Annotated in this window: 9 protein-coding genes; 1 reads left to right on the top strand and 8 read right to left on the bottom strand. The window is 73.5% G+C overall.

The annotated features are described in order from the left end of the window. Nucleotides 1-28 precede the first annotated feature (28 nt). The 8 genes from FB00_RS18480 to FB00_RS21350 form a co-directional block, all read right to left on the bottom strand. Complete coding sequence (locus tag FB00_RS18480; RefSeq protein ID WP_047234386.1) at nucleotides 29-364, bottom strand: hypothetical protein; 336 nt, start codon at nucleotides 362-364, stop codon at nucleotides 29-31. Then, nucleotides 361-2,235: an ABC-F family ATP-binding cassette domain-containing protein gene (locus FB00_RS18485; protein WP_047234387.1), complete on the bottom strand. Its 1,875-nt coding sequence runs from the start codon at nucleotides 2,233-2,235 to the stop codon at nucleotides 361-363. Before FB00_RS18485 ends, FB00_RS18480 begins: the two co-directional genes overlap by 4 nt. Nucleotides 2,236-2,329: 94 nt before the next feature. Next, nucleotides 2,330-3,304 (bottom strand): carbohydrate ABC transporter permease, encoded by a 975-nt coding sequence (locus tag FB00_RS18490; RefSeq protein ID WP_231581933.1) that lies wholly within the window; start codon nucleotides 3,302-3,304, stop codon nucleotides 2,330-2,332. Then, on the bottom strand, nucleotides 3,294-4,181 hold the full coding sequence (locus FB00_RS18495; RefSeq protein ID WP_231581934.1) for a carbohydrate ABC transporter permease: 888 nt from the start codon (nucleotides 4,179-4,181) through the stop codon (nucleotides 3,294-3,296). The genes FB00_RS18490 and FB00_RS18495 overlap by 11 nt, the downstream gene beginning before the upstream one ends. 2 nt (nucleotides 4,182-4,183) lie before the next feature. Continuing rightward, nucleotides 4,184-5,530 (bottom strand): ABC transporter substrate-binding protein, encoded by a 1,347-nt coding sequence (locus FB00_RS18500; protein WP_082141496.1) that lies wholly within the window; start codon nucleotides 5,528-5,530, stop codon nucleotides 4,184-4,186. 51 nt (nucleotides 5,531-5,581) lie between these two features. Beyond that, complete coding sequence (locus FB00_RS18505; RefSeq protein WP_047234389.1) at nucleotides 5,582-7,222, bottom strand: FAD-dependent oxidoreductase; 1,641 nt, start codon at nucleotides 7,220-7,222, stop codon at nucleotides 5,582-5,584. Further along, nucleotides 7,219-8,361 carry a LacI family DNA-binding transcriptional regulator gene (locus FB00_RS18510; RefSeq protein ID WP_047234390.1) on the bottom strand — a complete coding sequence of 381 codons (1,143 nt, stop codon included), beginning with the start codon at nucleotides 8,359-8,361 and terminating at the stop codon, nucleotides 7,219-7,221. The genes FB00_RS18505 and FB00_RS18510 overlap by 4 nt, the downstream gene beginning before the upstream one ends. Nucleotides 8,362-8,620: 259 nt before the next feature. Then, nucleotides 8,621-10,636, bottom strand: a complete 2,016-nt coding sequence (locus FB00_RS21350; RefSeq protein ID WP_156186460.1) for a DUF1349 domain-containing protein — start codon at nucleotides 10,634-10,636, stop codon at nucleotides 8,621-8,623. 222 nt (nucleotides 10,637-10,858) lie between these two features. Here FB00_RS21350 and FB00_RS18520 point away from each other — a divergent pair, with 222 nt between their 5' ends. Beyond that, nucleotides 10,859-11,884: an acetylxylan esterase gene (locus tag FB00_RS18520; protein WP_047234391.1), complete on the top strand. Its 1,026-nt coding sequence runs from the start codon at nucleotides 10,859-10,861 to the stop codon at nucleotides 11,882-11,884. Nucleotides 11,885-12,100: the final 216 nt, after the last annotated feature.

Genomic DNA, 12,100 nt, shown 5'->3' on the forward strand with positions numbered 1-12,100 from the left:
CCGCTCCGGGACCCGCCGGCTCCCTGCGTCAGCGCGGGCGGCCGGGCGTCGCGAGGACGAGCACGTCGCCGCCCGGCAGCAGCGCGCCGAGCGCTGCCGGCAGGTCGGGCACCGCGAGCTCCGCGACGTCCGGGAGCGCGGCGACCACCTCGTCCCACTCGGGCGCGGCGTCGTCCACCTCGACGCTGTGCCCGTTCACGAGGTCGAACGACACGTAGCGCACCGTGCTCACCACCGCGTCGAGCGCGAAGGCGGTCACCCGGTGCACGTCGGTCCAGGGCGCGAGGACGCCGCCCTGCCCGTCGTCGACCTCGACACCGCGTGCCGAGACCCCGACGCGCACGCCCTGCGGGGAGGCGGTCACCCGGCGACCTCGGCCGCCTCGAGCCAGGCCGCCTCCAGCTCGTCCTTCTCGGCCGCGAGCGTGCGCAGCTCGGCGTCGAGCTCCGCGACCGCGGTGAAGTCCGTCGCGTTCGCCGCGATCTTCTCGTGCAGGCGACCCTCGACCTCGGCGATCTTCGACAGCCGGCGCTCGATGCGGTTGATCTCCTTCTTCGCGGCGCGCACCTCGGCGGCGCTCGGCCCGGCCGGGGCGACCGCGTCCGACGCGCCCTCCGCACCGCCGTCGGCCCCCGATCCCGCCGCGGGCGCGAAGCCGCTCGACGACGCTCCCGCCCCCGCGAGCGCCGCGCGCCGGAGCTCCAGGTACTGCTCGACGCCGCCCGGCAGGTCGCGCACCTTGCCGTCCCCGAGCAGCGCGACCTGACGGTCCGCGACGCGCTCCAGCAGGTAGCGGTCGTGCGACACGACGACGAGCGTGCCGGGCCAGCCGTCGAGCAGGTCCTCGAGCGCGGCGAGCGTGTCGGTGTCGAGGTCGTTCGTCGGCTCGTCGAGCAGGAGCACGTTGGGCTCGGCGACGAGGAGGCGCAGCAGCTGGAGGCGGCGCCGCTCGCCGCCCGAGAGGTCGCGCACGAGGGTCTGCGACCGCTCGCGCGTGAACCCGAGGCGCTCGACGAGCTGCGACGCGGTGAGCTCCTTGCCGTCCACGACGACCGACCGCTTCTCGTCCTCGATCACCTGGATGACGCGCGACCCGGCGATGTCGTCGAGCTCGCCGACGTCCTGGGACAGCTCGGCGACGTGGACCGTCTTGCCGCGCTTGACCCGGCCCGCGTCGGGCTCGCGCCGCCCGGCGAGGAGGGCGAGCAGCGTCGTCTTTCCGGCGCCGTTGACCCCGACGACGCCGTAGCGGTCGCCGGGCCCGAGGCGCCACGTGACGTCGTCGAGCAGCACGCGCTCGCCCGCGTCCTCGCCGGCCGCGCCGCGCCGCGGGACCGCGACGGTCACGTCCTCCAGATCGAGCACGTCCTTGCCGAGCCGCTTGGTCGCCGTGCGCGTGAGCTCGAGCGTGTCGCGCGGGGGCGGCACGTCGGCGATGAGCGCCGCGGCGGCGTCGAGCCGGAACTTCGGCTTCGACGTGCGCGCGGGCGCCCCGCGGCGCAGCCACGCGAGCTCCTTGCGCAGCAGGTTGTCGCGCTTCTCCGCGGCGACGGCCGCGGTGCGCTGGCGCTCGGCACGCGCGAGCACGTAGGCGGCGTACCCGCCCTCGTACCCCTCGACCGCGCCGGAGCCGTCGCCGCGCACCTCCCACATGCGCGAGCAGACGGCGTCGAGGAACCAGCGGTCGTGGGTCACCACGACGAGCGCACCCTTCGCGCCCGGGCGCGCGAACCGGTCGCCCAGGTGCGCGGCGAGCCACGCGACGCCCTCGACGTCGAGGTGGTTCGTCGGCTCGTCGAGGAACAGCACGTCGTGGTCGGCGACGAGCAGCGCCGCGAGCGCGACGCGGCGCCGCTGCCCGCCGGACAGCGTGTCCGCGGGGGCGTCGAGGTCGAGGTCGGCCAGCAGGCCGGCGTGCACGGTGCGGATGCTCGCGTCCGACGCCCACGCGTGCGTCGCGGCGTCGCCGTGCACGAGGTCGCGGATCGTCGCGCCGGTGCCGACGTCGTCGCGCTGGTCGAGCAGCCCCACCCGCAGCCCGCCCACCCGGGTGACGCGGCCGCCGTCGGGCTGCTGCGTGCCCGCCAGGAGACGCAGGAGCGTCGACTTGCCGGCGCCGTTGGGGCCGACGATGCCGACGCGGTCGCCGTCGTCGAGGCCGAGAGAGACGTCGTCGAGCAGGGTGCGGGTGCCGACGGTCAGCGAGATGCCGTCGGCGCCGAGAAGATGAGCCACACGCACGAGCCTAGGCCGCCCCCCGTGAGTGCAGGAAATAGTCGCCGATCCGGGAGGATCTCGCGACTATTTCATGCACTCACGGGACGGGCGGTCAGCCCTTGAGGCCCGAGTGGGCCAGGCCCTGGACGAACTGCTTCTGGGCGACGAGGAACACCGCGAGGACCGGCAGGACCGTGAGCGTCGTCGCCGCGAGCTGGACGTTCCACATCGGGCCGCCGTAGGCGTCGACGTACTGCGTGAGCGCCTGCGGGAGCGTGAACCGGTCCTTGCTGGACAGGTACACGATCGGCTCGAGGTACAGGTTCCACGACTTGAGGAACGTGAAGATCGCGACGGCCGAGATCGCCGAGCGCGACAGCGGGAACGCGATCCGCCAGAAGATCCCCCACCGCCCGAGGCCGTCCATGCGCCCCGCCTCCTCGAGCTCGCCCGGGAGGCCGAGGAAGAACTGGCGCATGATGAACGTCGCGAGCACGCTCGGCGCCCCGAGGATCGGGATGACCACGAGCGGCCAGTGCGTGTCGATGAGACCGAGCGAGTTGACCATCCGGAACAGCGGGACGATCGTCACCTCCGACGGCACGAGCAGCCCGACGAGCACGAGCAGGAACAGCGCGTTCGCCCCGGGGAACCGGATGCGCGCGAACGCGTACCCGGCCATCGACGACACGAGGATCGTCCCGACGGTCACCAGCGCCGCGATGTAGAGGCTGTTCCAGTACTGCTGCGCGAACGGCTGCAGCCGGAACACCTCCCCGTACGCCGCGAACGACGGGTCCTGCGGCCACAGCGTCGGCACGGCCCGCAGGATCTCGCTCATGGGCTTGAGGCTCGACGTCGCCATCCACCACGTGGGGAACACGAAGGGCACGCTGAGCACGACGAGCAGCGCCACGAGCGCCCAGCGTCCCCACCGGCGCCGCGAGCGCGCGGCGCGGTCACGGCGCGCGGGCGCGGGCCGCGACCCGTCCGGGCCCTCGCCGCCCCTGCCCGACGCCGCGGGCCGGGCCGCGTCGCCCTCCGCACCCGGGAGCGTGGCCGGGCCGGGCATCACGTCAGACTTCATGGAAGACCCACCTCTTGCGCGTCTGCCACTGCACGAGTGTCAGGACGAGGACGATGACGAACAGCAGGACGGAGATCGCGCTCGCGTAGCCGAAGTCGTTGAAGCGGAACGCCTGCTGGTACAGGTAGTAGACGAGCACCGTGGTCGAGCTGCCCGGCCCGCCGCCCGTGAGCACGGCGATCTGCGCGAAGACCTCGAGCGAGCCGACGATCGTGAGGATCGAGACGAGCAGGAGGGTCGGGCTGATCAGCGGGAGCGTGATCGACCGGAAGCGCCGCCACGCGCCCGCGCCGTCGATGCGCGCGGCCTCCTGGACCTCCTCCGGCACCCCCTGCAGCGCCGCGAGGAACAGGATCATGTTGAGGCCGACGTTCTTGAACACCTGGACGACGATCACCGAGATCATGGCCGTCGTCTCGCCCCGCAACCAGTTCGGGCCCTCGACGCCGAGGAGCGACAGGAAGCCGTTGATCCCGCCGTCGGCCTGGAGCAGGAAGCTCCACACGATCGTCCACGCGACGAGCGACACGACCACCGGTGAGAAGAAGAACGTCCGGAACGTCGTGGTGCCCGGGAGCTTCTGGTTGAGCAGCACCGCGAGCAGCAGGGCGAGCGAGATGTTGAGGACCACGAGCCCGACCGAGAACCACAGGCTCGCCAGCAGCGAGTCGCGCAGGCCGGGGTCGGAGAGCATGCGCTCGTAGTTGTCGGCACCCGCGAACGTGAACGTGTTCGCGAGGACGTTCCACTCGTGCAGCGAGTACCAGACCACGGCGACCAGCGGTGCGACGACGAACGCGAGCGCGCCGAGCACGGCGGGCGCGACCATGGTGTACCCCACGGCCGCGTCCCGTCGTGCGAGTGCGGAGGACGCCACGCTCAGTCCCCGAGCAGGGGCTGGATCGCCGCGCACGTGTCGGCGAGCACGCCCTCGACGTCGGCGTCCGCGGTCCACAGCGCGTCGAGCTGGGCCCGCACCGTGTCCTGCAGCTTGGCGAAGTTCTGGTGCGACGGCTTGGTCACCGCGCCCTGGATGCCGTCGACCACGACCGCCTGGAGCTGGGTCTCGCTGAGCTTCGGGTTCGCCGCGCCGAGCGTCTCCGCGTTCAGGAGCGACTCGCGCGGCGGCGGGAAGTACGCGGCGAGCGTCTCGGCGTTCTCCGGGTTGGTGAACCACGCGAGGAAGTCGGCGGCGACGTCCGGGTGCTCGCCCGCCGCGAAGACGCCGATGCCCGCCTGGCCGATGACGTTCTGCTGACCCGCGGGACCGGCCGGGAGCGGCACGACGTCCCACGCGAACGAGTCGTCGAGCGCGGACGCGCGGCTGATCTGCGTGATCGTCATCGCGGCGTCGCCCGCGAAGAAGTCGGCCGTCGTGCCCGGACCGGGCATCGCCTTGTCCACGAACGTCGCGTCGTGGATCCACGTGAGCGCGTCGACCATCTCCGGGTCGGTGAACGTGCACTGCGTGCCGTCCTCGTTCCACGGCGCCGCGTCCCAGCCGTCCCAGACGGTCGACAGGTTCTCCCACACCTTGAAGTCGAAGTCGCGCACCACGAGGCCCTGCTTGCCCGACGCCGCGGCGGCGGCCGCCGAGATGTCGCGGGCCTGGTCGTAGGTCCAGTCCCCGGAAGCGACGAGGTCGGCCGGGTTCGGCTGGCCCGCGGCGGCGACCTGGTCGGTGTTGACGAACATCGCGAACGGCGAGTTGGAGAACGGGTAGGCGTAGAGGCCGCCGTCCTTCTCCCACAGCGCGAGCGAGGAGTCCAGGAGGTCGTCGTACTCGTACCCCTCGGTCTCCTGGAGCTTGGGGGCGACGTCCACGAGCGCGCCGCTCGCGACGAACTCGGGCGCGTAGCTCTCGAGGATCCACGCGAGGTCCGGGGCGTTGCCGCCCGCGAGCTGCGTCGTGAGCGACGTCGTGTAGTCCTCGAACGGGATCGTCTCGAACGTCACGCCCGAGACGAGGTCGGGGTTCTCCGCGACGTACGCGTCGGCGATCTCCTGGAACTGCGCGAGCTGCGTCTCGTCGGCCGTCCAGACGGTCATGCGCAGCTCGACGGGCTCGCTCGGCGTGCTCGGCTCGCCGGCGACGTCGTCGCCGCCGCCGGAGCACGCGGTGAGGACGAGGGCGAGCGCGACGCCGCCTGCGGCCAGGGGTGCGCTCCCGAGGCGGTGTCGGATGCGGGCCGGGCGGGGTGCGCGGCGGGGGGTCAGGGGGGTCATCAGTTCTCCTTCGGACTGAGGGTGGCCGTGTCGGTGCGGGCGGGGCCCGCGTCAGTAGGGGTGCGCCTCGGCGGGCCAGCGCAGCTCGACGCCGGCCCGGACGAGCTCGTCCTGGTAGTCGGCGAGCAGGTCGGCCTTGGACTGGACGGCGTGCGGCGTGCGCCCGGTCGCGAGGCAGTGGGCCGCGAGGTGGCCGGCGGCCTCGCCGATGTTCCACTCGACCGGGTGCAGGCGGTAGCAGCCGTTGGTGATGTGCGTCGTGCCGATGTTCTTGTTGGCCGCGAGCAGGTTGGTCACGCGCTGCGGGAGGAGCGCGCCGAGCGGGATCTCGAACGGGGTCGACGCGACGTCGATGTACGTGTCGCCGCCCGTCGAGGGGTGCAGGTCGATGCGGTACATGCCGACGCCGACCGAGTCGTCGTAGCGCGTCGCGCCCCGGTCCCCGCGCACGGCGTACGAGACGTCGTTCTCCGTCACCGTCGTCACCGCGCGCAGGCGGCGGGACTCGCGGTGGTAGGCCGCCTGGGCGAGGCCGTCGGCCGAGCCCATGACGTCCGGTCGCAGGCGCAGTCCGGGGAACCCCGTCCCGCCGTCGGGGCGGGGCGCCTCGGTCTGCATCCAGTAGAGCATCGAGAGGCTGAGCTGCCGGGCGTCGGCGATCCGCGCCTCCTCCACGTCGCGCGGCACGTCGAGCACCGGCGCGAGGAAGTAGTCGATGCTCGGCCAGTTCACGAGGCACAGGTCGCTCGCGTAGTGGCCGGGCGCGAACAGGTCGCGCGCCGCGATGCGCCGGAACGTCCACAGGTTGCCGTCGCCCGGGTTCTTCGACTGGTCGGCGTCCACGGCGCGCGCGTCGTCGCCCGGGTTCGGCGTGAAGGACCGCACGTCCATCGCGAGCGTGCGCGGGTTCGGCGCCTCCCACGACAGCATGCGCCGCCCGTTCCACGGGCCCGGTGTGTACGTGCTCCAGAAGTCGTAGCGCTCGGGCCGGTCGATCGTGTGGTCGCCGTCCACGTGCTCGACGGCGAAGCACACGCTCAGCGCCTGCACGTTGTCCGGCTGCGCCTCGTCGGGAGCGCTCGGCTCCCCCGTCTCACGGTTCGACTCGAAGCCCGTGACGTACTCCGTGCCCGTCAGGGGCAGGAGCTCGCCCGTCTCGGTCGCGTCGACGACGAACGCGGCGTGGACCGTCACGACCTCGTCGGCGCCCGTACCGTCGCCCGGGCTGACCGGGGTGAGCGTCACGGAGGTGACGCGGTCGCCGTCGGTGGTGGCCGCCGTCGGGCGCACGCGCTCCAGCAGACGGATGCGGCCCGCGGACCGCCACGGGGCGAGCATCTCCTCGAGCACCCCGACCGCGACGCGCGGCTCGTGGCACAGCTTGGAGACCCAGCCCGCGCCGGGGTTGAGGGCGTCCCACGAGCGCGCGGCGTCCGTCAGCGGGTACGAGCGGCGGTACACGTCGCGGATGCCGTCGCGCAGCGCGCGGTAGCGCGCGGTCACGCCGAACCGCTCGACCCACGCGCTCTCGTCCGGCGGCACCGCCTGGGACGTGAGCTGCCCGCCGATCCACGGGTGCTCCTCGGTGAGGACGACGCGGGCGCCCCGCTCCGCGGCCGCGAGCGCGGCGGCCACGCCGCCGAGCCCGCCGCCGACGACGAGGACGTCTGCCTGGAGGTCTGGATGGGTCACGCTGGTTCCGTTTCTCTGGTGCTCTGGTGCTCTGAGGTCTGCAGGGACGGTCTGGCGGCCGGGGGTGGCGCGGGCGGTGGCGCGGCGACGGTCTCGCCGTCGACGTCGACGCACTCGAGGAGCTGGTGCAGCTCGTCCTCGGGGACCCGGGCGGCGCGCGCGGCCTTGCGGTCGGAGCGGCCCGAGCCGGACTCGGCGACGAGGCGCGAGAGCAGGACGAGGGCGCGCGCCCCCATCTCCTCGCGCGGGATCGAGAACCCGGACCACCGGCGCCCGCCCGGACGCCCGTGGTGCGGCTGGCCCAGGAGGAGGAAGGAGACGTCGTCGGGCACGCGGACCCCGCGCCCCTCGAGCTCGTCGACGAGCTCCTCGGGGTAGTTCTCCGGGGCGACGACGACGGCCGTGAGGCGCTGGTCGACGATCTCCGCGGCCGTGGCCGGGACGTCGTCGAGCTCGACGAAGCGCACGGTGAGCCCGTGCGCCTTCATCGTGGCGCGGTAGGCGTCGACGCGGTCGAGCGTCGGCTGGTCGGTGCCGCGCGGCCCGACGTAGCCGATGCGCTCGTGCCCGAGCTCGACGAGACGCTCGACCTGGCGCGCCGTCGCCGCGACGTAGTCGGCGCCGACGTAGGGCAGGCGCCCGCCGTCGCTCCCGCGCTTCCCGATGAAGACGAACGGGTAGTTCGTGTCGAGCAGGTGCTGGAGCTCGCCGCGGTCCTCGTGCTGGCCGAGCAGGAGGCAGCCGTCGGCGATCCCGAGGCGCTGCCAGCCGTCGCGCGTGAGCCGGCGCCGGCCGTCGACGACGCGCGCGCTCGTGAAGAGCAGGATGTCGATGCCCAGCTTCTCGGCCGCGTGCTCGATGCCGACCAGGAACGGGCCGTAGAAGTCCCGGCCGGCGCGCGGGAACGTCGCCTCGTAGGTGAAGACGCCCAGGATCTGGTTGTGCCCGCCCGCGAGGCGCTGGGCCACGGGGTTCGCCGAGTAGCCCGTGATGCGGATCGCGTCGAGCACGCGCTGACGGGTCTCCTCGCTGATCCGCACCCCGGCGGGCGTGCTGTCGTTCAGCACGAACGAGACCGTCGCCTGGCTGACGCCCGCCATGGCGGCGACGTCGGCCTGGGTGATGCGGTGCCTCGGCATGGATCCTCCTCGATCACGTCGTCGATGACGTGCGAGGAGTCTCGCCAGAGCGGCGCGTGCGGGTCAACGCAGTAATACGCATTATTACGTCGCGAACGCTGGCAGTCCGCGCCTCGGTCCGCCGCCGGTGATCCGCATAATCGGCGACGCGCCGGTCACCGCCGCCCCGGCGGGCGACTGCCGGAGGATGCACGACGGGCCCAGGGACGCACCTCGGAGGTGCGCCCCTGGGCCCGCTGTGCCGCCCGTGCGTGTCGCGCTATCCGCAGGTCAGCGCGTCGTAGGTCGCCGAGGTCGAGCCGTGCTGGACACCGTCGGCCCCGGCGACGTCGACCCTCGCCTCCCCGGCCTCGACCGACGTCGCCCGCGTCGCGAAGGACTGGTAGGCGCTGCGCCCGGGCTCGACGTCCGCCACAGTGCGCTCGCCGAACGGCGTCACGAGCCGGACCGTCGTCGCGGCCTCCCCCTCGTTGCGCGCGGTCACCGCGACGTACGCGCGGCCCGCGAGGCAGCGCGTCACGGCCTGCACCTCGACAACGGGCGCGTCGTCGTCGCACGCGGCCGCCTCCTCGGCGGTCGGGGTCCACCGGAACCAGTCGAACGACGCCACGATCTCCGGCGGCGTCGCGGAGCCGCGCATCGCGAACGGCCCGACACCCGTCGCACCGAGCGCCGCGACGTCCACGGTGCGACCCCAGGGCGCGAACTCGACGCCGTCGACCGACACCGACGCCTGCACGGCGCTCCCGTCGCTCGCGAGGCGCAGCCAGAAGGTCTCACCGAGTCCTGCCGGCGGGACGACCGAGTCGAACCCCGTGTTGCGGTCGGTGCCGTTCTGGCGCCAGATGAACTCGACGCGCGGGCCGAGCGAGCCGTGCACGAGGTCGAGCTTCGCGTAGTTCGCGTCGTCGCGGTACAGGAGCAGGCCGCCCTGCTGGAAGCGCTCGGTCGGGGAGACGGAGACGGCCGTCGTGACCTCCCAGGGCCCGTCGGGGACCGCCTGGAGCGGCAGCGAGGCGCCCGCGACGCCGGTCGGGTACGCCGGGACGCGCAGCGCGCCGTCCACGAGCTCGTGGCGAGCGGTGCCCGCGCGGACGACGGACCACCGCGCGGGGTCGAGGGTCGTGCCGTCGAACTCGTCCGACGCGGCGCCGCTGCACTGCTCGCGCAGCGGGTCGGGGTCCTGGCCCGGCTCGGGCGGCCGGACGGCGTCGGGGTCGCGCTGCGCCCACGCGATCGTCGCGCCCAGCCGGTCGCCGGACTCGTAGAAGAGGTAGGTCTCGTCGCCGTCGGTCACGATCTCGGGCGCGGCCACCCGGCCGGTGTCCTCACCGACACTGCTGGCCCTGTGGAGCTCCCACCGCGGCCCGACCTGGGTCATCGTCGGGTCGAGCGTGCGGGCGAACGTGATGCCCGTGGAGCCGTGGTAGACCACGTAGAGCTGGCCCTCCCACTCCCACAGGTTGCCGCCGGACACGTTCGTGCCGGTCGCGGCGTCGGGCACGACGAGCGGGTCGGGCCGCACGTCCCAGGCCTTGCCGTCGACCGACTCGGCCACCTTGATGCGCCGGATGTTGTCGGTCCGGTTCTGCATGTACGTCATCGCGAAGCGGTAGCCCGACGCTGGGTCGGGGTGCTCGACGACGCGCGCGTACGACGTCTCGGTGGTCCCGGCACCGCCGTCGGCGTTGGTGACCGCGACCCCGGAGTCGTCGAACGTCACGCCGTCGTTCGACGTCGCCCACCGGGTCGTCGAGTTCTCGCCGTGGAAGTACAGCAGCACCTCGTCGGCCGCGTCGTCCCACAGGACGTCGGGCGACGAGACGTGCGAGACGCGCTCGTAGAAGGGCAGCCACTCGTTCGCGACGATCGGGTTGTGCGCGTACTCCGTCCACGGGCCCTCGAGCGAGTCGGCGTACATGAGCGAGATCCCGCCCGGGGAGTCGTGCGGGGCGTAGTACAGGTACCACTCCCCCAACGCGTCGTCGAGGTAGGCGCCCGCGTGGAAGACGCTCGGGAAGATGAACTCGTCCGTCGGGTTGTAGATCATCGACTCCTTGTCGGTGATCACGCCGCGGTACTCGAAGATCGGGAGGTCGGACGCGGACGGGGCGTCGGCCGCCGTCGCGCCCACCGGCGCCGGGGCGAGGGCTGTCGGCGACGGCGCGGCCACGGCGGGGGCGACCGCGCCGGCTGCCACCATCGCGGCCAGGGCGACGACCGCCGCCGTCGCGACGCGGCGTCTCCGGCGGGGTGCTGGTGCTCGGGTTCTCACAGGGGACCTCCATCGGTTCCTCACCGGCGGCCTCGTCGCCGACCGGGCGCCGCGCGCGCGGCGGCGGCTGGTGGCAGTCTCGCCGCACCAGCCCCGCGCCGGTCAAAGGGATCATGCGCATTATTAGCGTGGCCCGAGCGTCCTCGCGGCGGCGCTAGAGTCGTCCCGACCCGACATCGATGTCCGACATCAGACTTATGCGCACCCCGGAGGATCGCCACCGTGCCGCTCTTCGACCTGCCCCTCGATGAGCTCGAGGCCTACGCGCCCGCGCTCGACGAGCCCGCCGACCTCGACGCGTTCTGGGCGCGCACCCTGGACGGGTCCCGCGCCGCCGGCGGGAACCTCGCCGAGACGGTCCGTCTGGAGCGCGTCGACGCCGGCCTGGAGACCGTCGTGGTGGACGACGTCACGTTCCCGGGCTTCGACGCCCAGCCGGTCAAGGCCTGGCTCGTGCGGCCCGCCGCAGCCGCGCACGCGGCGGCCGCCGGGGACGGCCCACCGCTCACCGCCGTGGTCGAGTACCTGGGATACGGGGGCGGCCGCGGCCTGCCCCACGAGCACCTGCTGTGGGCGAGCGCGGGCTACGCGCACCTCGTCGTCGACACGCGCGGCCAGGGCAGCGGCTGGGGCGCGGGAGGCGACACGCCCGACCCGGTGGGATCGGGCCCGGCCACCCCCGGCTTCCTGACGCGCGGCATCCTCGACCCGCGCGAGCACTACTACCGCCGCGTCATCACCGACGCCGTGCGGGCGGTCGACGCCGTGCGGACGGTCGACGGCATCGACCCCGACCGCGTCGCCGTGACCGGGGTGAGCCAGGGCGGCGGCCTGACCATCGCCGTCGCCGGCCTCACCGAGGGCCTCGTCGCCGCCATGCCCGACGTGCCGTTCCTCACCCACTACCGCCGCGCGGTCGAGATCACCGACCGTCCGCCCTACTCGGAGATCACGCGCTACCTCGCCGTCCACCGCGAGCACGAGGACGCCGTGTTCCGCACCCTCTCCTACCTCGACGGCGCGAGCCTCGCCCGCCGCGCGACCGCCCCCGCCCTGTTCTCGGTCGCCCTCATGGACCCGGTCTGCCCGCCGTCCACGGTGTACGCGGCCTACAACGGCTGGGCCGCCGACGCGGGTGCCGGGGACGTCGACCGCGCGATCGACGTCTACCGCTTCAACGAGCACGAGGGCGGCCAGGCCTACCGCTTCGCCCGCCAGCTCGCCTGGCTCCGCGAGCACACCCGCTAGTCCGGCCCGCGTACCGCACGACGCCCGACCCGCGCGACCGTCCGGGCGGAACCGCACGGCGCGGTGCGATGCGACGCGGGGCACCCGACACCGCGGGCAGTCGCCCGGGTGAGCGACGACCAGGGCAAGACGACGCCGGGCGGGTGGGTGGTGGTGCCGCGTCGTGGCGGGCCTGGCGGGAGCCGCGAGGAACGAGCGGCGGATGGTAGACGCGGC

It is taken from the genome of Cellulosimicrobium funkei (assembly GCF_001019615.1).
GTDB classification, from domain to species: Bacteria; Actinomycetota; Actinomycetes; order Actinomycetales; family Cellulomonadaceae; genus Cellulosimicrobium; species Cellulosimicrobium cellulans_E.